This is a genomic window from Candidatus Thiodiazotropha sp. AKAK3 (assembly GCF_058244645.1).
Window position 1 is genome coordinate 51,590 of record NZ_JBSYOQ010000023.1, and the last position, 21,529, is coordinate 73,118.

The window sequence follows — 21,529 nt, forward strand, 5'->3', positions numbered from 1 at the left end:
CCATGCCAAAACGGAATAGACCTATACGCAATCATGTCGCCCAATCTCCTTTACTGCGAAAAGGAGGGGTACATATAAAGTCAAAAACAGGAACACGTGTTCAGGCAAGACGTTTAACAGATAGTGCAATCGAAGAGTGGCAAGATGAGATAGACGATACAAATAACGAGTATCAACAGGAATCGGGGCAGCAGGTACGCCCCGGTTTTTTTACTTAGGGAGTCGATGATATCTCGAAAATATAGACATATTAAAGCCGATCTTTTTTGACAACCTTTGATACTTTCCATGGATTCCATTGATCTGCGTAGGATGATCTATGTATAAACTCCATGATATAGGCATAAGTTCTAACAATCCTTAGATATAAGCCAGTGTAGAGTGGCATCAATGGCAGATAGAGAAATAGTAACAAATCCTGCTTGCGCAGTGTCTTTCTGAGCAATACCACAGCAACCATGAACTCTGCCAGATTTGCGAAGGTGTAGAGTAAATAATTAACTATTATAATATTGTGAAGCATTGCACCATAGAAAAATATTACCTGTGCAAGATAGAACCACCATTTGAAGTTGAGAAATAGGTTATAAAATAGGTTTTCAGCTGTTGCAATGAAATTACTCAACATGAAATTCGACGTTGGCAGCAAAACATCAAAATGTTTTCTTGCACGAAAACGCACCATGGATCTGTCCCAGCGAAATCTCTGTTTCGCCAGTTTACGAAAACTGGTTGGCACATTCGTATAACAGACTGCATGGGGTTCATGAACCACTTTCAGGCCAAGCTTACGTATTTTCATGGTGATATCGCCATCCAGTCCAGGGCCGACATCCCAGCCACCTAGCCGATCTAGAACATCCCTGCGAAAAGCACCATAGGCACCGGCGACTATGCGCAATATACCCAGCATTGAAGAGACCGTTCGCCCAGTAGATATCCCTTTGAAGTACTCAATTGCCTGGGTTCTGGTCGCCATTGTATCGTTAAGATTGGCGACACGGATATCACCGCCTACTGCTGCGATCTTGGAATCCTGATAGAAAGGCAGGAGGATTGTTTCGATTGAGTCGAAACGAAGTTCAGAATCCGCATCAAGATGGATTACATATTTACCCGTTGAGTAATATAGTGCTGTATTAGCAGCTGATGCCTTCCCACCACGCACATCATTACGGATAAATTGATCTATTTTTCCATCCTTGAGCAATTTTCTGCAGATAATTTCAGTATCATCATCAGATCCATCATCTACTATTACTATCTCAAGATTTTTATAGGTCTGCCTGGTCAGCGATTCAGCTAAACTTGGGATATGCTTACCTTCATTCTTTCCAGGAGCGATCACCGAGACCAGAGGCTTCTCATGGAAAAGCAGTCTCCTTGCTTCTGCCCTTCTCTGCTTGTTACGCTTTCTTCTTGGTAAATATAGCGTCAGTATAAGAACATCAAACAATACATAACGTGTAAGGTCGAATAGAAAGAAGGGCCAGAAATAGGCGATCAACTGCCCTGTACTCAAACCAGTTACAAAGTCGAAAGTATCATTCAGCATGGTTTTCGTTTAAAAACTTTTCCATAAACTCTGTCAGGTCTAAAGAGTCGTCTACACTGGTAATATTCGAGATAATCTCAGGAGTTGTTCCCAAACTGGCTTTAAGCAGCTCTGACACACCCTGCCTTAACCTCTGTTGAACAATTTTCGCATCATCGGGAGAGGTTTCGGTTAACAGCATGAGAAATAGCGATTCGTTTCGACTACTGATAAGGTCTGAATTACGCAACATGGCATAAAATAGATTCGCAAGTTCCTCGTAGACCTCGCTGGTGCGCTCGCCCAGTTTCAGGTAGATCTCTTCAAGTCCTTTGATATCAATAAGCAGCAAACTTGAATTTGAAAGCTTGTAACGGATAATCCGCGCCTTCTCAACAGATATAAATCGTTCAAATAGATCAAGCGGAAGCAACTGTAGCTTACGCTCTAGTATCGAAGCAAAAAGTGAGTCGATACCAAACAGAGCAGCATTAACTCCCAGCATACTCAATTTAAAGGCATCTATATTGCGGTGGATCTGATGTTCGGGTGGTGCAGTACGATGGCAATCATAACATGTGGTTGCAATTTCCGGTTCTTGAAAACGATGATCACAACCTCTGCAATGATACATTACCGAAGGCTTATCGTAATCTACGCCAATATGCTTCAAGCTCTGATCACATTTAGGGCAGACCAGCTTTTCCTGTTGTTTGAAATCTGCCAATTCTGCTGTATACCCACAGCGAAAATGATGAACCAAATCATCTGAATCAAGCTCTTCAGATTGGCACTGAGGACAAGTCTCTTTAAAGTTCAAAAAAGCACAGCCACAACTCGCACACTGATGTGTTCGAGTAATGAATCGAGTCTGAATCAGATGTTGAGCAGTTAGAAATTCAATAGTCTGCCACATACTCAGATCATTTACGCCAAAAAGACTCTCTAATCCTGGATAGGTAAATCCTCCTCGACTATGAATCGAAGGGATTGGCTCAATCTCCCTATCCCTTGTATATAGGTAGCGAAGAAGCCGTAACGCCAGGTTGGTATCAGCTCTTAATTTCTGCTCTTGCAGACTGTTGATACGCCGATTAAGAGCCTCAATCTCATCCAACAGGGTTGCTGGCAATTCACGCTTCATCTGCTGTCGGCTAATGACAAAATCAGATTGATCCTGCAATGATTTTGGCAGATCTCCCCAAACACTGACTAACACAATCGGTTTAAGATAGACTGCCGGAAGCAACTTATGCCTCACTAAATCAATTATTTTTTTGGCTTGATCTTTATTTGGTGTATCAATGAGGAAATAATCAACATCCGCGCCAGCATCCAAGCCACGCCAATTAGATTCTTCTGCGCTATTCGAGAGGGGTAAGCGTAGCGGGTTTTCATCAGCCGAAATCAAGAGTCCTCTATTCATCGCTCGCCCTCTACCGTTACAGCCATTCTATCGAATTTACTCCACTCTACAGCTGTCTCATTGTTGATCGGTATAATCTTTAGACTTAGTGAACTCGCTTCAGGAGTGTAGATATCATATTCCCTTTCAGGGAATGGATATGCAGCAGCGTGAAGACTCGAAACTTTTCCTTGCGTGATCTCATTGTTTGGCAATCTGACAGCTACACTCTGTCCGGATAGATTGGGCAAACGTTCATCTTTTTTAGAAAAGGCCTCGACCCATACTTCTGGTTTGTCCGGCATTAAGGTCAGAATAGTATCTTTTCGATTGATGACCTCATACAGGTGCTGATTGACTGCCACCACTACTCCATCAACTGGTGCAACAATTCTTTCCAGTCCACAGTCACTTGTCTCGTCTTCTATTTGTGATTGCTGTTGAAGTTCAAATTGCTGCAGTTTTATCTCCTCAGTAATAACCTGGATCTTCATATCCAAATCATCCAGGTCACGTTGCAGTGACTGCGTTTCAGTCAATTTCCGGCGTTCAAGTTCCAACACCCTGCCAAGTCTGCGTTCATCCAGCAAACCCTGCTTTCTAGTCGCCACAATATCTCTTCTACTGTTAAGGAGTTTCAGACGTTGCTGATCTAATGCAATGGACTGTTTCAATTTGCGCAATGTTTTATCTGACTTTACTATGCATGTTTCATTGGTTTCTAATATTACTATCTGATCTCCAGACTTTACATACTCCCCAGCTTGAACATTGAGCAAAGTTATACGTCCACCCTGCAAAGCACTGATTCTTACTCTTTCTACACTTACCTGACCTTGCAATTCGAATGCAGTGAAGCGGTAAAAGATGAAATAGATTAAATATGTAGCTAGCAGAATAAGGAATAGAAGGTAGACCACATGGGTTAACTTTGACCATATCGACTTGGGTGCTTTACCTTCCGGCCCTACTACAACAAAGCTTTTTTTGTTTCTGATTCTCATCTACTGCCCATCGCTGAGTTCTAGATAACTGTCAATATCATGTAGCGCAAAGTGCTCCACGCCAAATTTTTTCGAGAGTTGCTCTATCACAGACTCAAGTTCAACTTCATTCATAAAATCCTCAGGCCGCAATGCAATGACAACTTTTTCGAGTGAGAGATGAGGGAGAACCTCAGCCAATCTACGCTGCAAGGTATCAACCCGTCTGATCTCATAAGCCATCAGATAGATACGATCAACTGTAGTATTGAGATGCTGATAGTCCTGTGGATCCCAATGTAACGGCACTGATACTGAGATTTGCCCCTGTTTACCAAGCCGACTTGAAATCGCAGAAATCAGTTGCTGGTAGCTCTCCAGATAGGTCCGTCGCTTCTGTTTAAAATCATCGAGTGTATGAGGTTCAACATCAATGTGTAGATGCCCACTGCGCTCAATCAATCGTCCCAACCTGACCAGTAGTGCTTTTTGCTTGGATTTGGTAAGCCAGCTATTGTCACCAAGCAACAGCTGAACCTTAACCCCTTTCTGTTCTGATACCCTCAGGAACCCTGATAGCTTCTTATCTTGAATCTGCTCACTGCCACTCAGAATAACCTCGTTAATACCTTTTGCACGTATAAATTCCTGAATCAATCCATTCGGAAAGCGGTTAAAACTGGCAGACCAAATATATACCGCCCTACCCCCTTCTCTAGCCCGATAAGTGCTATTTTGTAGCGACGTAAGTGTTACCAATTCAGGACTGTAGGAGATACCCCCCCGGACAAACACCCGATGTACCCGTCTATACATCTCTTCTACAGCACGCATGAGTTCCACGGCACTTTCGATCAGGGTAGTCATCCTCGTCACAGCATGTGTAAACTCTCCTGATCCAGCCACCCATTGATGCCTTCCAATCGTACGCCTGAGCTGTTCATAGGCTGCCAGATAGCGGTAATTCTGTTTTACTACGCGCTCACGCTGCTCCAACAATTCACTATAGGCAAGCTCACTTCGTCTGAGTCTTTTTCGCTCTCCATCTTCTATCTCCTGCTGAATACCTTTTTTATGCAGATCCACAATTGACTCTGAATAACGACCAGCTGCAAGTGGCATGGAGAAGGCTGCACCAACAGTTGGACCATTTTCGCGGCTATCCTCATGCACGTTATATCGAAGATAAAAACGCAAACGCTTATCGTCATTGGAGATGCTCTGTTGATCTAAAATAGAGTGTTTTAGATTCAAAAGCCTCTCCCGCTCAGGATCATCCTGAATTCGTTGACGAATTTCTGCCATATCCAGATCCAATAGCGGGGGCATTCCAGGCTCAATTCTATCATTTTGCTGCGCCAATCCATGCTGCAGCATGCGATAGTGCTCAAGTATCGATTTCAGCTCCCTTTGACTGTCGAGAAGATCATCTAAATATATTCCCCCCATCAAGTAGCTCTCTTTTTGCAGCTCATAGAGCTTACTCAGAAAAGACTCCTTGAGGGTCAGCAGTGGCAGCCATACAGGGGCAAAACTATCCCTTGTTGCATCATATCGACAGGTTTCAAGTGATTTCCGCAGATCTAACTTTGACTGAAGTACTTCTGATTCTGCTCGGGCTTCAGCCAAATTGGCACGGTGCCGCTGCTCTCGATAGCCATCTTCGAGCACTCGCCACGTCAAGCCGACATAGGCCCGCTGACTATCTTCTGATTCGAATTCTGAGTCCCATTCATCAGTTACCCCAGCATCAAAATAGAGGCCAAGATCCTTTCTTGCCAGATCAGCTTCTGCCAAGAGCGCTTGCTCTCGATAGTTAACCGATTGAGACCTTTCACAATCGGTTTTCAAGAGATTTCTCGTTGATCGGAGAGTTGGCTGACGGGATATCATCTTGTCCAGTTCGTCAGCCAGTTGAGTAAGCCACTGCCAATATTCATCCTCCAGCGCACTACTTGGCAGAGGATGATTGTCAGCTGAAAGCTTGGTTCCTTTCACCGATACAGCATCAGAACTGGCTGTCTCTGCGAAAACGGACAGCGCAATGCAAAAAAGTATCAGGGAAGGCAGAAGTAAACGACTATAATATTTCACGTAAATATATGATAAACAGCTTTTTTTAAGAGTATGGAGTGATAACGTCAAGAGTCAAGTGAACAATTGAAAATATCTTGTAACAAAATAGATTCGGCAGTAACAAGCTGATTCTATATTTCCCGGTTTTTTATCCTAAACAACCTCCTTGACTACTGAATATGGAGCATCAAACCATCACTCATCCAGCAAATCACCTTCCGCTGAGACAACGGGTAGTCCAAAGATCCTCCAGAGCTGCATGCCGCCACGATAGTAGAGAAGCTTCTGATGAGGATAGCCTATACTGAGTAGTCCTTTGATCGCTGTCGGGGACTGTCCACACCATGGTCCATTGCACCAGAGAACGAGCAACTTTGCCTGACTGAAATCCCATTTTTCATTAACCAATTTTCCACCTAATCTCGACAGCGAATCCTCGAGTGTTATTTCGTCTGCACCCTGATCTGGGTTGAGTTGTGTGTAGGGAATATTAATTGAGCCAGGTATTGTGCCGCGCTCATGCCAATCCGTTGTTCTGGCATCGATCAATAATCCATGGTCTTGACTAAGCTCATTTTTCATAAATTCAATAAGCTCTATCTCCCCAATCGTTTTCACCTCCTTAGTGACCTGCATCGGCTGTGCACAAAAGGGAGGACAGGGACGTGAGGTGCGGGCGAAATCGAATTCCAGCATCGCCTCAGTATCCTGATTGCGGCGAATAGTGATTAGCTTTTTGCCATGTTGGATCTGAAATTCATCAATCTGCGGGGTAATGTTCACTTCCAATGAAACTGCACCAGAACTGAAAAAAGACAACCCTATTAGTAGTAGTAATAATTGTATGGCCTGGAATGTATTTATCATTTGTAAAAACCTTTCATGTTTGATTATTACAGATAGTATTGTGAGGTATAGATCTACTTTGATAGATTCAAGATGAGATATTTAGTTATTGGGTTAAGGGTACCTCTATTAATTGTCATCAAAATCTAATCTCAGGTTTCTCGATATATTCAAGCCATTGCCTATCCAGGTTTTCACATAACAGCTCAGCTGATACACATCTCAACTCTCCACTATCAGAATCTATCAATTTAAATCTTTTAAGTTTTTTTATTCCATCATCGATATCGAAATCGATCACACAGTCAAATTTTTCGGTCAGCCATTGCTCGCAAGCCGTATCGAGTTCAGACTTATCATTGATCGCAAGAAGATTGATCAATCCGTAGGCCAGAATGGTCTCTTTAATCTCTTCCTGACGCGCCTGATCAACAATATAGGTTACTGCCCCCATATTGTTGTCCAAATTATTGAAATAGAGATTTTGCGCTAGTGAAGCCATGTAGCGGGTTCTTTGCATAAAGACCTTATTTATCTGACGCCATAATAGTGCAGCAAAACCTCCCACAGCCATAACAATCGCCCAAGGTGATACAGCCGCTGTTAATTTACCTATGGTCGCTACCAGCCCCCCTGCAGTACCGCCCCCACCAGTTACAGCGAGTTTCAACTTATCAACTACTTTCATCCTGATTTTACAGTCAGGAAAAAGCATCTCTAGATCAGGTTTTAAAATATCTTTGAATAACTTTATATGAATTCCTGCTTTGTCCTGGTGACCCCGATAGTAGAGCAGCAGGCATATCCTTTGGTAGGTGATAAAATTAACTGTGCGCTTTTTCAGATAGCAGGTTTTCCAGTCACGAACCGCTGCCGACTGCTGACTCTTGGCCCGATAGAATAGACTGACGTATTCAAATCTATCAAAGTCAATTTTGACATCCAGACCATAGGGCGATGACTGCTCTAAAGCGAATTCAATCTGTTCTCGATTAAGCTCGGAGTAATTCGCATCACTTAACAGTTTTTTGATACGCTCGATTGACTCTGCAGGTTTACAAGTCTCAGAGGCATCAGACACCAGCTCACGATCCGGGTTGAAGGGCTGATAAACATGCTTCAGATGGACTAATTTATCAGAAAATTGAAGCGTAAGAATTCGCCTGAGCTTATGAATCACCTGAATTTGATCGGGCGATAATCCACCTTTCGCCAGTGCAGAGATTATCTCTGAAGTGGTAACAGGAATAAAATGGTCAAATTGCGAAATCTGCCTATGTTCTGCCATAAAGCCAGTAACCTTTCATCAACGTTTAGGCACCGTCAAAAACCTATGTGATAGATTTCAACTGACCACGATCTGTTTACTATCAATTAAAGCAAGGATAATCAGGCTCCAATTCACCTGTTTTATCTAGGGCCTATTCGATTAGTGTTAACAGGCCCTAGGCCCGAATGGCACTTACTTAAGCCGTTTTGGTGGGGCAGGGCCCCACCCTACCGTTCAATTCAGGGCGTAGGGTGGGGCCCTGCCCCACCAAAATAGCTTGGTTACCTCAGAAAATTCTCGTTCTACGTAACAAATCCCCTTAAGTAAGCGTCATTCCGGCCTAGGGCCTGTCTTTTAAAAATCATATTGTTAGAGGTTTCAAGCCTGCCCTTGCTCGGTGTTGCGGCTGTTGACAAGGGAACAACTATAGCCTGCGAGCTGCACCCCGAAGGAAGTGCCCTTGGGGTGCGCCTTGATCAAGGGCAGGCTTGAAACCCTGAAGACGACCTACTTAGTCGCCGGGTTAATCGTAAGAGCTGACATATTCCACTGTGGGGAAAATAGATTATGTTTGAGTCTGCTGTATAAACTGCACAGGCTCCCCTAGCATGCGGTTTTCGAATTGAGCCTGAAGGCGAGGGGAGCTGAGTTGAATGGCGAAGAAGGTCTGTTTGTTGTTGCGATTGGTTAGCTCTTTGGCGATAGCCTCTGTCGCTGACAGGTCGAGATAAGAGACAACACTAAGATCCAGAATCACATTTTCTGTGCGATGACGCTTAAGCAGTTGGCTGAGTTGATCAATGGAGGCATAGAAGAGATGGCCTTCGACACGGATTCTAACCGAGACAGCCTCATGCTCCACCTGGAGTTCCAATCGGGAGGCTGAAAGTACAAACAGTAATACAGACAATACCAGCGCTACCACCAGTCCGGTTTGGAGCCCGACAAAGATAATACTGAGCAGAGTAACTGCAAACACAGTCAATTCACCACGCCAGGTTGTCAGGCGTCGAATCTCATCTGTCTTGATCATGCCAATGCCCACCAAAAACAGCGTACCTGAGATGACGGCCATCGGTAGGTAGGTGAGGACAGGGCCAAGTACAAGAATCACTACCAGGACTATTCCTGAAGAGACAATGCCTGCCAGTGGGGTCTTAATATTCAGGGATTGATTCACCGCAGTACGATTGAAGCTGCCTGATCCGGCAAAGCTGGAGAAAAAAGGTGCAAGCAGGTTGGCCATGCCCTGAGCGAAGACCTCTTTATCGGGTTGAATGGGTTGATCGGTATCGCTTCTTAAATGTTTTACAATGACCATCGATTGCGCCAACCCTATAAGCGAGATGATTATCGCGTCGGGCAACATGGAGAGGCCAACCAGGAGATACTCAGTACCTACCGGTGGATGAGAGAGGGGCAGCGGGGTGATTGGCAAGTACCCCAGGAGTTCCAATTCCATATCGACTTGTGGAAACTGTGCCATCTCAAGCAAACCGCAGAGATAGCCTGCTGCAATGGCTATCAGGATCGCATAACGGGTCTTGTAGTGTCGCGCGACTAGTCCGGTCACGACTGTTACCACTCCCACACTGAAGCTATAGGGGTTTACCAGATTTTCTGCGTCGTCGAACAGCAGATAGAGCTTTTGGAAAAAAAAGAGAGTACCTGAAGTCGAGAGTCCGAGAATGCCGTCCAAAGAGGAGAGAACCAGAATTAAACCTACACCGGTAGTGATACCAGTGATGGCCGCAGGACTCAAATACATAAAAAAACGGCCGCCCCGCAGTAACCAGATTAACAGCTGAATGATGCCAACCATGAAACTGAGCATTAGAACATAATCAATGTAGAGCGGACTCCCCCGACCTGCATAAGGCGCAACTGCCACGCCAATCAGTATCGCCACTGCCGTATTGGGGCCGCCAAGCATGGAGCTGGTGCCGAAAAGACTGGCAAACAGGGTGACAAAGATTGAGGTATAGATGCCATATTCCGGTGGTAATCCAGCCAGATAAGCAAATGTGATCCCCTGGGGAATCACCAGAATTGCTCCGATGAGCGCACCAAAGAGTTCACTCGAGTAGTTGATATTAGTCGAGTTGCGAGGATGCCAGGGGAGAACTTCAGGTAGACGATTCAATGCCATGGCATTTTCACCGGTTTCTCTAGTTCCGATATCGTTATTGGATAGCCAACAAAGTAACTCATTGACTGAAGATGCCTGACACCGACTCAAGTAATTTGAGTAATTTATATTTGCGTGGGTCTCCTGGACGGATCTGGATGTTGATATAGGCTGCGACATCCAGTGCATCCTGATGACTGAGTGTACGCTCCTGCCCAAGGGGCATATTTGCCCAGATGAATCCGGCTGCTCGCTTCACATCAGCCATGCCGGCAGCTTCGTTATAAGAGTCGATCCCCCACAATGGCGGTATTGTGGGTATGCCCACTCCACCCTTCCCATGACAGGCAGCACATTTCTGATCATAGATGGCTTTACCTGAGGCGGGGTTAGGGTCATAACCTGTATCGGGTATAGTCGGTACCCCTCGGCCTTCAGGGGCCTCGCCGATCGTCTCACCATGAGACAGATAAGAGATATAGGCAGAGATAGCCATCACTTCAGGAGCGTCTTCAGGTGGCATAATGCCATCAAGGCTGTAGACAAAGCACTCACGGATACGCAGGCCGATACCGTTTCGTCGACCATTCTTACTCCGCCACTTGGGATACATGCCGGCCACATTGAGCGGAATCGCATCTCTTCGACGTCCGGCATCAAGGTGACAATTGGAGCAGCGTAAACTGTTGCCTGTGTAGCGCGCACCATATTTTTCAGTCTCAGTGATGATGCGATAGCCGTAAATCACATTACTGTAATAGTCATCTAAATAACTTCTTTCCAACAGATTTTCTATTGGCAACTGCTCTGCTGCCACGAACCTGAAAAAGAGGATAGCGCTAAGAAAAATCAGTCTCTTTGAACCAGATAAGCGGAGATGTGTCAGTATATGAATGATGCCGCTGAAAACGGCTCTCATTTTCCATCTTGTCATCCGTTGAACACCAATCCCATGTCGAGCAGATAGCTAAGTAAATGCCACAAGTGAGCGTTAGCCCGGTGTGGCGGCGTAACATCCATGACAAGTGATTAAGCGGTCGGACAGCGTAGTCGCTAAAGCTAGCGACCTTTTATGACGGTTCCATGCCTGTGGGAATGTAACATAATTGGTATGGTTTGAGGAATTGGATTCTTTTGCTGTAGATCAAAAAAATAGAGGTTTGGTTTGATATGAAGTAAGCATTATCGAAGATCAAACAGTTGGAATAGTTCTAATCGTTATAGCTTGATTGGACAAAATCTGCTGCTTCAGACCAATACAAACTACTAAGACCAAACTTATCAACTGTTGGTAATATGATCTTTGCATTAAGTGAATGTACTTGGGTAGCAATTTCATTTGTCTCCTCGAAGCTGGTATTGAGCATGGAGACGTGAGGTCTTACTCCATCTGCATTCAGATAAGCAAGTACTTTATATGCTGTCTCGTTACAGGCGAAATTACCAAGCAGAGTGTTTATGCCCATAGCAGAGAGTTCACCAAGAAAGTAGCGGGCCTGCTTAAGGTTTTTTGCGAGAGAAGGTAGGTCAAACTCTATCATCAGGCCAGTGCCAACCAGTTGCAATCTACGCAATTCAGACTTTATAAACTCGATTATTACCTCATCATTCATCGCAAGAGCAGAGATGGAAATAATAACTTGAGTCATATCACCAACCAGTGAAAATTCTCCGAGCATTCTTAACGCGTATTTACAAATATACTGATCAAACTCAGCGTTTAAACCGTGCTGCTCTGCTGTAATGAAAATGTTGTCTGAAGTCAGAATGATATCTGTTGCAGGAGCAGGTTTTGGCAACAATTCTATAGCTACTATTTCTACATCTTGAGTCGAGTTAAATTGCTGCTGTCGAAACTCAATAAGAGCAGTTTCTAGAGCACTTTGAAACTGTTGTTTTTGGAAGTCATTAATGGATGTTTCTGTCTCAGCTGGCGCCTCTATCTGTCCTTGATGGTCAAGATAGGACTCGGAATGACGGCGAAATGCCATCAATGATGCAGTTTCTGACTGTGCCAGCAGGATGTCAGGGTCATTTTGATTGAAATCAATCAAAGTTTTACCTATGCCAAACTCAACACCATCATGAATATTGGCTTTTAATCGGTCGAATAGCTCTGTTCCAAATTGATTGAATTCATCCAAGGTGTTTCGAAATAAAAGAATTGTCAGGCTGTATTCTGAAGAGCGCGCAAGATAGTCGTGCTTATTGAGAGTAGAACCAACCAGCTGAGTTATCTCTTCAATGATGTTACTGTAGTCTTGATTGTTATGGTATTGCTCTGGGTCAGCATAAGTTATTGTAAATAACCCGGCTACAGATTTTGCTGCCTCTACATTCTGGCTCATGCAATCCAGTTTTAGCAGTAGAGCTTTTCTGTTCTGTAAGCCAGTTGAGTAATCTATATTTCCTCTGGCGCCCGCTTCGAAAATAATCTGGGCTCTATTGATTCTTGTTTTTACAGTAGCCAAAAGATGTTGTGGCCTGACAGGCTTAGTTAAAAAGTCGTCTGCACCAGAGTGGAGAGCAAGAAGCTTCTTCTCCATACTCTCCTCACCCGATAGAAAGACTATGGGTATGTTTGCCAACTCTTTTTTATCACGGATTACTTGTGTGAGTTCAATACCGTTGGCGCCAGGCATATAAAGATCCATTAATATAAGATCAGGTTGGAACTGCTTTACTGCCTCCATTACACCTAATGGATTGGTTATCGATCGTGTTTTCAAACCACCTTTTCGCAATAATGTACTGGCAAACTGAGCCTGCGATTCATCATCCTCAATGAGTAAAACACGATCTTTGGGTTTTACATGGGGTGAGATTATCTGCTTGATGCTCAACATCAGGTCGTTGATGTTTATTGGGCTGGTGAAGCATTGAGTGACGCCTGTGCGAAGTACTTCAAGGCGAATTTCAATATTGCACTCGCCAGTAATAAAAATCAGTTCTGGCCTGGTCTTCTTGTTTGGGTGTAATTCGTTGAGAATCTTGTTGATCTCACTCATATCATCAATAAATTGTGTATCGATAAGAATGAGTTTTACGCTCTGTTCGGTCAGAAAATGGCGCAGGTCAACGGTGAGTTCCAGATTAAGGACTCGCCATTCATTCTTTTCAATTGCTGCAGTGATCTGCTCCCCACTACTCTCGCTGCTGTGTAGATAGACGAGGTCATAATCTGGCTGTTGCCCAACTTGATTTTGCTTAGGTTTCTGGGCAGCGATAATCATCTGTTTCAACTTCTCAAGCAGTTGATTGATCTGTCTGATTTCGGCGGAATCGGGCTGGGCTTTTTCTTGTGTTATATCCGTGATTGCCTTGTCAATTTGCTGGGAGAGTTCGTGGATATTGACAAATCCTTCACTCTGACTGTTTCTGGATAGCTCACTAAGATGGCGTAAGGCCGATCTGACACTCGAAGCATTCCAGATGCCTGAGGGCAATACTGGCCAGTTTGCTTCGATATTCGTGAGAATATCAGAGAGCATTTGTACAATCTTGGCATTCTGAGAGTCTGCACTACTAACCATGCTTTATGCCTACAAGTCTAAAAAAATTAGGATCTGGATTTAATCCTGATACCATCACTGTCAAGCAATAGAACTATTTTCGGCTACTATCCTTCTATCTTGAATTTTAAGGATAAAAAGCATCAATATCAAAGGGGCAGGTTCTAAAATTGACGATGGCGCATCCTTACGCCAGATGGCTACTTGCTAGCATCTATTTCGTCATTGGGGATATGACTGGAAAGAAGAACAGATTGACATCTGTTCTGACAGCTCTATCGATATGGTGAGGGGTAAAAAATGGTGTAGTAATTATTCCTTATTCATACTATCCATAACTTCAGCACCCTTTTCTTTAGTGGCATCGTACATCTCACCAGTTGTTTCCTTTGTTTCTTGATAAACTTCGGCGCTCTTCTCACTGACCGCAGTTATCGCCTCAGAAGTCTCCTCTTTCACAGTCGCACCAACTTCAGAAGCGGTCTGCTTGGTGTTTTCATAGATCTCCTTGCTTGTGTCGACGATAGCAGTAGCTGCATCACTACCCATCTCTTTAGCGCCTTCATAGACCTCTTTGCTCTTAGTGGCAACAGTATCGGCGGCATTGCTAGTGACCTCTTTGGTCTTTTCCCATGTCTCTTTGCCAGCTTCAGATACTTTCTCAGTCATGCTACCAGAAGCACTTTGTTTCTCCTCAACTGCAATGGTGTCACCAGAATTACCCGATTGACTGCACGCTGCCAGACTTAACAGGCTCAGTGTTGCAATGATTTGTTTGATTTGACTCATATACCTATCCTCATTATTTATTTAACAGATGATTATTGCCTTAATAGAGGTGCCCTTTATACATTGAAGTAAGCCTAACTATCTGGAGTTTTGCGCCACAATTAACTTTATTTTACCTTCTACCCGTCATTTGCAAGGGAGGGAGCTTATAGGTGTAGATGTTCTATATGTGAGTCGGTAGAACAATATGAGGTTGATAGCTGTCGCCAACCCATTGAAAAATAAACAATTGAAGTGTCAGGTAGAAAAAACTTACAAGTCATCAGTATCTTAAACTAGGTGGGGAGAGACTCCCCTCTCCCCTCGCGGGAGAGGGGCCGGGGGAGAGGGGGAGAATGAATGCCATATTTTTCCCAAACAATCAGCAAGATACATATGAACGATCAGTGTGGTTTTTCTCTTTTAACCAGATGAAACGCTTCGCGTACACCCTCTCCCCAACCCCTCTCCCGTAAAGGGAGAGGGGCTTTCAGAGTTGTTCTGAGAAGATTGAAAGTTAATGGGGCTGCAGTGGTTTGGGCACTATTTTTTATCTTTCTTTGAGGGGGATGTTTTCAGCAATGCTCTAATTTCTTCTTCATCATTCGAATAAATGATATCTGAGACCTTACCCTTTTGCGTAAAAATCAGAGTTAGTTTGTCCTCTTTTTTGGGTATCCAGGCAACTTGATCTGCTTCTCGGCTCACCAGAATTGGTGAGGGTATATCACGCATCTTCGGTAGGGCGATAAATCTGCTTATTAAGGATGGCATGCCGCTGATGTCTGCAATGTATGCGGCTTGAATTTTATGCATGTGACCAGTTTTAACATCAGCCAGAATCTCAGCCATCATCGATCCGGTGTTTTTGCTGTGGGAATAGATGAGAAGCCTGCTATCAGCGCCAATTAAATGGGGACTGCCGTGCTGATCGATAAATTTTACCTGCGGCACGGCTTCTGAAATCTGAATCGTTTGGGCTTGTAGTCCTGATGGGAGCACAAGTAGTAACACGATCCATTTAAATTTGAACAAATAGCTGAACACGATTCATACCCGATTTTTACTTTGGTTCATGTTAGCTAACCCCAAAGGCGATCACATTGCGATATTTCAAATTATGGTCGCCATTTTTTAATCCCGAAATAGACCATTTTTGAAGAACCGAATGGATTCCAAAGTGAAAACATTGTTTTCAGTAGGGGAATAGTGATGGCAAGTAACCTTACAAAATGTGCTGAATATTAATTAAGAGATAGTTAAATAACTAATTGTTTAATATAGAGAATAATTAAACGGCATAAAATTTGCGCTTTGTAGGGGATTTTGTCCATGACTGATTGGACCCGTCACGCCTAAATAGATACCTGGAGATTGATGATGGCAGAGAACGATTTCGATTTTTCAGCTTTGGAGAAGCGCCTGGGCGTCTCCCGCAGAACCTTTCTGAAGTTCTGTAGCGGTGTGGCGGCTTCTCTTGGTCTCCCTTCCGGCGCTGCAATGGCTATGGCGGAGGCTGTGGCTGATCCAAAGCGGCGTCCGCCGGTGATCTGGCTTCATGGTCAGGAGTGTACCGGTCCCAGTGAATCTCTACTGCGCTCAGAACAGCCCTCCCTGGAACATTTAATACTTGATCTTATCTCTCTCGACTACCACCAGACTTTAGATACAGGTGCTGGACACCAGGTAGAGGATATCAAGAGAAAGGCAATGCAGGATAATAAAGGGAAATACCTGCTGGTTGTAGAAGGTGCCATTCCACTGGCCAATGACGGTATCTTCTGCAAGATTGGTGGTGAGACCATGGTTGATATAACCCATGAGGCCGCGGAACACGCAGCAGCGATTGTCGCTTTTGGCTCCTGCGCCAGTTGGGGAGGTGTTCAATCAGCAGCTCCGAATCCTACTGGTGCTGTTGGTGCACCTCAACTGCTGACAGGCAAGACGGTGGTAACCATTCCAGGGTGTCCTCCCAATCCAGCCAACTTCATCGGCACGGTGCTCTACTTCGTAACCTACGGCAAATTGCCGCCCATAGATGAAAAGGGACGACCCAAGTGGGCTTATGGCAGGCTGATTCACGAGAACTGCTATAGACGACCACATTTCGATGCAGGACGCTTCGCATTGGAGTTCGGAGATGAGGGGCATAAAAAAGGCTACTGTCTCTACAAGCTGGGTTGTAAAGGTCCTGAAACTTATAACAACTGTCCGACATTGGAATTTAATAATGTTGGCGGTGGTGTCTGGCCTATAGGTGTTGGCCATCCCTGCTTTGGTTGTTCAGAGGGGGGGGTGGGTTTCAGCAAACCCCTCTTCAGCCTGGCCGATGTGAAAACCCATACCCCTCCCAACATGTTCCCCTCGATCAGTGACCGTGAAGGTGGCGAGGGAATCTCTCCTGCTGCAGCAGCCATTGCCGGTGCAGCTGTTGGTATGGCTGTTGGTGCCACAACGATGGCAGCAAAGAAGTTGGACAACAAAAACCAAGACGGAGAGTAGGGGGGTATGAGATGAAACGCAGAGACTTTCTCAAAGCCTCTCTTGGTGGCGCCGCGCTGTTGGGTAGTGGTGCAACTCAAGCCAGAGGTAATCTGGAACCGGCGGAAGAAGCCATCGGTATGTTGTTCGACTCTACCTTATGTATAGGTTGCAAAGCCTGTGTCAGTAAGTGTAAGGAGGTGAACGACATGCCCGCCACGCCTTTGGGTGAAGAGACCCAGTGGGATGCAGCCCGAGACCTCTCGCCTGAGACATTGAATGTAATCAAAGTCTATAGTGAAGGCGAAGCTAAGCTTAAGGATGCCGTGGTAAATGGCTACGCATTCGAAAAACGCAGCTGTATGCACTGTGTCGATCCGGGGTGTGTCTCGGTCTGTCCTGTCACCGCAATGCAGCGTAATCCTAAAACCGGTATCGTCACTCACCACCCTGATGCCTGTATTGGTTGTCGCACCTGTATGGTGGGCTGTCCTTACAATGTGCCGCAATTTGATTACGACAATCCTTTTGGTCAGATCCATAAGTGCCAGATGTGTAACCAGGCTGGTGTCGAACGTATCGATAAAGGTCAGATGACAGGTTGTGCTGAGGTTTGTCCCACCGGGGCTACGTTGTTCGGTTCCCGGACAGCACTGCTGGAGGAGGCGAAGCGACGCGTGGCGCTGAAGCCGGGAGAGACATACAACTATCCACGGGGTGATGTACGAAACCCCAACAGTCATCACGAAAAAGCGCTGCCGGCTTATCAGTCCCATATTTGGGGTGAGAAAGAGGCGGGTGGTACCAACGTCTTGCATATCTCCTCTATTCCGTTCGATAAGTTGGGTATGCCACCTCTGCAAGATCGCTCCTACGCCTCTGTCTCAGAGACGGTACAGCACACACTCTATAACTTCATGGCACTGCCGGCGGTTGCTCTGGCAGGGCTGACCTATGTGGTGCGACGAAACACAGATGATGATGAAGGGGGTGAGTCATGAGTGACTATCAACCGCTCAAACGGCCAGTGGTTACCCTGCCATTTATTGTGCTCGGTGTTTTGGCTTTGATTGGCACCTACTATCTGGTGCAACGTTTTATGCACGGCATGGGGCCGGTTACCAATCTCAATGGTGGCTATGCCTGGGGTGTCTGGGTGGTCTACGACGTAGTGGTAGGTACTGCTCTGGCCTGTGGTGGCTACGCATTGGCCATCACTGTATATGTGATGAACAAAGGCAAATACCACCCTTTAATACGCCCGGCTCTGTTGGCCAGCCTGCTTGGTTATGGCTTGGGCGGTGTCGGTGCATTGATCGATATGGGGCGTTGGTGGCAGTTCTACAACATCTTCACCCCCTGGCACATGAACTTTAATTCAGTGATGCTTGAAGTCGGTCTCTGTGTCGCGACATATATTCTGGTGCTCTGTATCGAGTTTGCTCCGACACTGTTGGAGAAGATCGGTGCTCAGGGGCTGGTAAAAGCACTTAACAAGGTGCTCTTTCTCTTTATAGCTCTGGGTGTGTTGTTGCCAACCATGCATCAATCCTCTCTCGGTTCCATGTTGATCGCGATGGGTTATAAAGTTCACCCCCTCTGGCAGTCAATGCAGCTGCAACCCTTACTCGCAATTCTTACTGCACTTACTATGGGTTTTGCGGTTGTGGTGTTTGAGGCTTCTTTCAGTAGTGTTGGTTTCCGTCGCCAGAATGAGACACCGTTACTGGCCGGCCTCGGTAAAGGGATTATGGGACTGATAGGTGTATATCTACTGATCCGCTTTGGTGAGATTCTGCTGCGCGGTAAGTTGGGGCTGATCTTCGCCGGGGATTTTGCCAGTATGATGTTTCTGCTGGAGACCGCTTTGTTTGTCTTTCCGCTGATGGTTCTGAGTTCCGCCAGACAACGTGGCCATGGCCCAATACTGCTCTGGGCATCGGTTTCGATGCTGTTTGCCGGATCGCTCTACCGCTTTAACGCTTTTCTAATTACTTATGATCCTGGCCCTGGTTACAGCTATTTTCCCTCCACCTCGGAGATCATGGTAACCGTCGGCATGGTCGCCATCGAAATAATGGCCTACCTGATCATAGTGAAAAAATTCCCCGTGCTACACAACGCATCAGACCTTGAGGAGATTCCATCGTGACAACACGTATTACTGTCGACCCGATAACCCGCATTGAAGGCCACTTGCGCATCGATGTCGAGGTGGATGATGGCAAGGTCAGCAAGGCCTGGTCCTCTGGTCAAATGTGGCGCGGCATTGAAAAAATTCTGGTTGGCAGAGATCCGCGTGAGGCCTGGACCTACACTCAGAGGTTCTGTGGTGTCTGTACTACAGTGCATGCCATCACCTCTGTCAGAGCAGTGGAGAATGCCCTCGATCTGGAAGTGCCGGTCAATGCCCAGCTGATCCGAAACATTATCCAGACTGCTCATGCTATCCAGGATCATATTGTTCACTTCTACCACCTCTCTGCGGTCGACTGGGTGGATGTGGTATCTGCTCTTGATGCCGATCCAGTGGCCACGGCGAAGCTGGCGGAGAGCCTTTCAGACTGGCCACTCAATGGGCCCCATGAGATGAAAGCGGTTCAGGAGCGACTGAAAACTTTTGTTGGTAGTGGTCAGCTCGGCCCTTTTGCCAGTGGCTATTGGGGACATCCGGCCATGAAGTTACCGCCAGAGGTCAATCTGATGGCGGTTGCTCACTACCTTCAGGCTTTGGATGTACAGAACTACGCCAACAAGATTGTTGCTGTTCTTGGCGGCAAGAGTCCTCACATTCAGAATGTCGCCGTAGGTGGTGTCAGTAACTCTATCAGCCATGATGCGCCCTCAGTGCTTAACATTGAGCGACTGATGCTGATAAAAGGATTCATCGACAAGTTAGAGCCCTTTATAAAATCGACCTACCTGGTTGATGTGCCTGCGGTAGGTGCTTTCTATCTTGATTGGGCTGGTATCGGTGGTGGCGTCAACAACTATCTGACTGTGCCCGATTGTCCTCAGGATGCAAAGGGTACAATATTTGATCTGCCTGGAGGTTACATCGAGAACGGCGACATCAACACGCTTAAACCGATTACCACCTTTGGTGATGCCTACTTCCGTGATGGTGTCGCAGAGAGTGCCAAGCATGCCTGGTACGAAGGGGGAGATGCGCTTCATCCCTGGGTGGGCGAAACAGAACCTGAGTACACTGATTTTCAGGATGAAGGAAAATACTCTTGGGTGAAGGCGCCCACTTTCTATGGGAAACGGGCTGAAGTCGGGCCACTGGCCGATGTTTTGGTCGGTGTTGCGAATGGTCATGATGGCTATACCAAATATCTTAACCAGGCAATGGATACCCTCAAGTCGGTATCCCAAAACCCCGATATCCCTCTCTCGGCAGTGAACTCCACCATAGGTCGACATGCTGCCCGTGCTGTCCGCTGTGCAGTGATGATCGATACCCTCAAGGATCAGTGGCAGAAGCTGGTCGACAATGTGGGTACTGGTGATACTGATACGTTCAATGCGCCGGTCTTTCCTAAGGGTGAGATAAAAGGTGTCGGCTTTCATCAGGCACCTCGTGGCACACTCTCTCACTGGGTGGTGATAGAGAATGGTAAAATCAAAAACTACCAGGCCGTTGTACCCAGTACCTGGAACGCAGGCCCACGGGATGCCAATGATGAGATCGGTCCTTACGAATCGTCATTGATGGATAACCCGGTTGCCGATCCTGAAAAGCCTTTGGAAGTGCTGCGCACCGTCCACTCCTTCGATCCCTGTATTGCCTGTGCAATCCACATGGTGGACACAGAACAGCAGGAGATTGTTCGGGTAAAGGCCCTCTGACCCAGCGGAGTCGATTCAAATGAGTAAGCAAGAGAGCGGAAAAGTCCTGGTCATCGGTATGGGAAACGTACTGATGCAGGATGAAGGTATTGGGGTTCGAGCCGTGGAGGAGTTGGAGCAGTGTTACCAGATTCCTGATGGTGTCGAGGTGATTGATGGTGGTACCACCGGTATGGAGTTATTCGAGCCGATGCGGGATGCCCGCTGTCTGATCATTGCCGATGCCGTCAATACTGGTGCCCCTCACGGTAGTCTGGTACGTATTACCAATGAGGAGATCCCTGCTTTTTTTCTGACCAAAATCTCAAACCACCAATTGGGGGTTTCGGACCTGTTGGCGTTATTGAGTCTGAAAGGTGAGACGCCTGAGCAGGTGACTATCATCGGCATGGTACCCCATTCACTGGAGAATCAGCTTGGTCTGACACCAGAGGCAGAGAAAGGGCTGGAGGATATGGTGCAGATGTTGGTCAATGAACTCTCATCTGTCGGTGTTGAACTTCAGCCTCGTGCTCAGGTGAATCAAGGTCACTGGAAACGAGAGGCTGAGTATGAAGTGGCTGCCGGTCTTTGCGGCAATATATCACTCGGAAATGAGTGCTGAATTGCGGTGCCACACCAGCAGCTGAATCTAGCGGCGATTATTTGCTGACGAAAGCAAAACTAAGGAACAC

17 protein-coding genes are annotated in these 21,529 nt (G+C 46.0%); 6 read left to right on the forward strand and 11 right to left on the reverse strand.

Annotated elements, in window-relative coordinates:
- The first annotated feature begins 2 nt into the window (after nucleotides 1-2).
- Nucleotides 3-218 carry a hypothetical protein gene (locus AC4IE7_RS03660; protein ID WP_490775447.1) on the forward strand — a complete coding sequence of 72 codons (216 nt, stop codon included), beginning with the start codon at nucleotides 3-5 and terminating at the stop codon, nucleotides 216-218.
- A gap of 32 nt (nucleotides 219-250) precedes the next feature.
- On the opposite strand, the gene AC4IE7_RS03665 is transcribed toward AC4IE7_RS03660, so the two are convergent.
- The 11 genes from AC4IE7_RS03665 to AC4IE7_RS03715 all read right to left on the reverse strand — a co-directional run bounded on the left by AC4IE7_RS03665 (nucleotide 251) and on the right by AC4IE7_RS03715 (nucleotide 15,569).
- The gene (locus AC4IE7_RS03665) at nucleotides 251-1,555 is read right to left on the reverse strand and encodes a glycosyltransferase family 2 protein (RefSeq protein WP_490775448.1); all 1,305 of its coding nucleotides are present in this window, start codon (nucleotides 1,553-1,555) and stop codon (nucleotides 251-253) included.
- Nucleotides 1,545-2,960 (reverse strand): TackOD1 domain-containing metal-binding protein, encoded by a 1,416-nt coding sequence (locus AC4IE7_RS03670; protein WP_490775449.1) that lies wholly within the window; start codon nucleotides 2,958-2,960, stop codon nucleotides 1,545-1,547. The genes AC4IE7_RS03665 and AC4IE7_RS03670 overlap by 11 nt, the downstream gene beginning before the upstream one ends.
- On the reverse strand, nucleotides 2,957-3,943 hold the full coding sequence (locus AC4IE7_RS03675) for an HlyD family secretion protein (protein WP_490775450.1): 987 nt from the start codon (nucleotides 3,941-3,943) through the stop codon (nucleotides 2,957-2,959). Before AC4IE7_RS03675 ends, AC4IE7_RS03670 begins: the two co-directional genes overlap by 4 nt.
- Nucleotides 3,944-5,920 (reverse strand): hypothetical protein, encoded by a 1,977-nt coding sequence (locus tag AC4IE7_RS03680; RefSeq protein WP_490775451.1) that lies wholly within the window; start codon nucleotides 5,918-5,920, stop codon nucleotides 3,944-3,946.
- 273 nt (nucleotides 5,921-6,193) lie between these two features.
- A complete protein-coding gene (locus tag AC4IE7_RS03685; protein WP_490775484.1) occupies nucleotides 6,194-6,781 on the reverse strand; it encodes a rhodanese-like domain-containing protein in 588 nt (195 codons plus the stop codon).
- A gap of 202 nt (nucleotides 6,782-6,983) precedes the next feature.
- Nucleotides 6,984-8,132 carry a DUF3754 domain-containing protein gene (locus AC4IE7_RS03690; RefSeq protein ID WP_490775452.1) on the reverse strand — a complete coding sequence of 383 codons (1,149 nt, stop codon included), beginning with the start codon at nucleotides 8,130-8,132 and terminating at the stop codon, nucleotides 6,984-6,986.
- Nucleotides 8,133-8,679: 547 nt separating this feature from the next.
- Entirely contained in the window at nucleotides 8,680-10,263 is a 1,584-nt protein-coding gene (locus tag AC4IE7_RS03695; protein WP_490775453.1) for a SulP family inorganic anion transporter, read from the reverse strand.
- Nucleotides 10,264-10,321: 58 nt separating this feature from the next.
- Nucleotides 10,322-11,176 (reverse strand): c-type cytochrome, encoded by an 855-nt coding sequence (locus AC4IE7_RS03700; RefSeq protein ID WP_490775454.1) that lies wholly within the window; start codon nucleotides 11,174-11,176, stop codon nucleotides 10,322-10,324.
- 277 nt (nucleotides 11,177-11,453) lie between these two features.
- The gene (locus AC4IE7_RS03705) at nucleotides 11,454-13,775 is read right to left on the reverse strand and encodes a response regulator (protein WP_490775455.1); all 2,322 of its coding nucleotides are present in this window, start codon (nucleotides 13,773-13,775) and stop codon (nucleotides 11,454-11,456) included.
- A gap of 291 nt (nucleotides 13,776-14,066) precedes the next feature.
- Complete coding sequence (locus AC4IE7_RS03710) at nucleotides 14,067-14,543, reverse strand: hypothetical protein (RefSeq protein WP_490775456.1); 477 nt, start codon at nucleotides 14,541-14,543, stop codon at nucleotides 14,067-14,069.
- 522 nt (nucleotides 14,544-15,065) lie between these two features.
- Nucleotides 15,066-15,569 carry a hypothetical protein gene (locus AC4IE7_RS03715; protein ID WP_490775457.1) on the reverse strand — a complete coding sequence of 168 codons (504 nt, stop codon included), beginning with the start codon at nucleotides 15,567-15,569 and terminating at the stop codon, nucleotides 15,066-15,068.
- Nucleotides 15,570-15,899: 330 nt separating this feature from the next.
- Here AC4IE7_RS03715 and AC4IE7_RS03720 point away from each other — a divergent pair, with 330 nt between their 5' ends.
- From AC4IE7_RS03720 to AC4IE7_RS03740, 5 genes are read left to right on the forward strand one after another with little or no spacing between them, the layout of a single operon-like run.
- Nucleotides 15,900-17,024, forward strand: coding sequence for a hydrogenase small subunit (locus tag AC4IE7_RS03720; protein WP_490775458.1), 1,125 nt, complete (start codon nucleotides 15,900-15,902; stop codon nucleotides 17,022-17,024).
- 11 nt (nucleotides 17,025-17,035) lie between these two features.
- A complete protein-coding gene (gene hybA, locus AC4IE7_RS03725) occupies nucleotides 17,036-18,004 on the forward strand; it encodes a hydrogenase 2 operon protein HybA (RefSeq protein WP_490775459.1) in 969 nt (322 codons plus the stop codon).
- Complete coding sequence (gene hybB / locus AC4IE7_RS03730; protein WP_490775460.1) at nucleotides 18,001-19,155, forward strand: Ni/Fe-hydrogenase cytochrome b subunit; 1,155 nt, start codon at nucleotides 18,001-18,003, stop codon at nucleotides 19,153-19,155. Before hybA ends, hybB begins: the two co-directional genes overlap by 4 nt.
- The gene (locus AC4IE7_RS03735) at nucleotides 19,152-20,855 is read left to right on the forward strand and encodes a nickel-dependent hydrogenase large subunit (protein WP_490775461.1); all 1,704 of its coding nucleotides are present in this window, start codon (nucleotides 19,152-19,154) and stop codon (nucleotides 20,853-20,855) included. Before hybB ends, AC4IE7_RS03735 begins: the two co-directional genes overlap by 4 nt.
- A gap of 19 nt (nucleotides 20,856-20,874) precedes the next feature.
- Complete coding sequence (locus AC4IE7_RS03740) at nucleotides 20,875-21,459, forward strand: HyaD/HybD family hydrogenase maturation endopeptidase (RefSeq protein WP_490775462.1); 585 nt, start codon at nucleotides 20,875-20,877, stop codon at nucleotides 21,457-21,459.
- Nucleotides 21,460-21,529 lie beyond the last annotated feature (70 nt).

Coding starts and splice junctions, on each gene's coding strand:
- AC4IE7_RS03660 (WP_490775447.1), top strand. CDS start 3: ATGCCAAAACGGAATAGACCTATACGCAATCATGTCGCCCAATCTCCT.
- AC4IE7_RS03665 (WP_490775448.1), bottom strand. CDS start 1,555: ATGCTGAATGATACTTTCGACTTTGTAACTGGTTTGAGTACAGGGCAG.
- AC4IE7_RS03670 (WP_490775449.1), bottom strand. CDS start 2,960: ATGAATAGAGGACTCTTGATTTCGGCTGATGAAAACCCGCTACGCTTA.
- AC4IE7_RS03675 (WP_490775450.1), bottom strand. CDS start 3,943: ATGAGAATCAGAAACAAAAAAAGCTTTGTTGTAGTAGGGCCGGAAGGT.
- AC4IE7_RS03690 (WP_490775452.1), bottom strand. CDS start 8,132: ATGGCAGAACATAGGCAGATTTCGCAATTTGACCATTTTATTCCTGTT.
- AC4IE7_RS03695 (WP_490775453.1), bottom strand. CDS start 10,263: ATGGCATTGAATCGTCTACCTGAAGTTCTCCCCTGGCATCCTCGCAAC.
- AC4IE7_RS03700 (WP_490775454.1), bottom strand. CDS start 11,176: ATGACAAGATGGAAAATGAGAGCCGTTTTCAGCGGCATCATTCATATA.
- AC4IE7_RS03705 (WP_490775455.1), bottom strand. CDS start 13,775: ATGGTTAGTAGTGCAGACTCTCAGAATGCCAAGATTGTACAAATGCTC.
- AC4IE7_RS03710 (WP_490775456.1), bottom strand. CDS start 14,543: ATGAGTCAAATCAAACAAATCATTGCAACACTGAGCCTGTTAAGTCTG.
- AC4IE7_RS03720 (WP_490775458.1), top strand. CDS start 15,900: ATGATGGCAGAGAACGATTTCGATTTTTCAGCTTTGGAGAAGCGCCTG.
- hybA (WP_490775459.1), top strand. CDS start 17,036: ATGAAACGCAGAGACTTTCTCAAAGCCTCTCTTGGTGGCGCCGCGCTG.
- hybB (WP_490775460.1), top strand. CDS start 18,001: ATGAGTGACTATCAACCGCTCAAACGGCCAGTGGTTACCCTGCCATTT.
- AC4IE7_RS03740 (WP_490775462.1), top strand. CDS start 20,875: ATGAGTAAGCAAGAGAGCGGAAAAGTCCTGGTCATCGGTATGGGAAAC.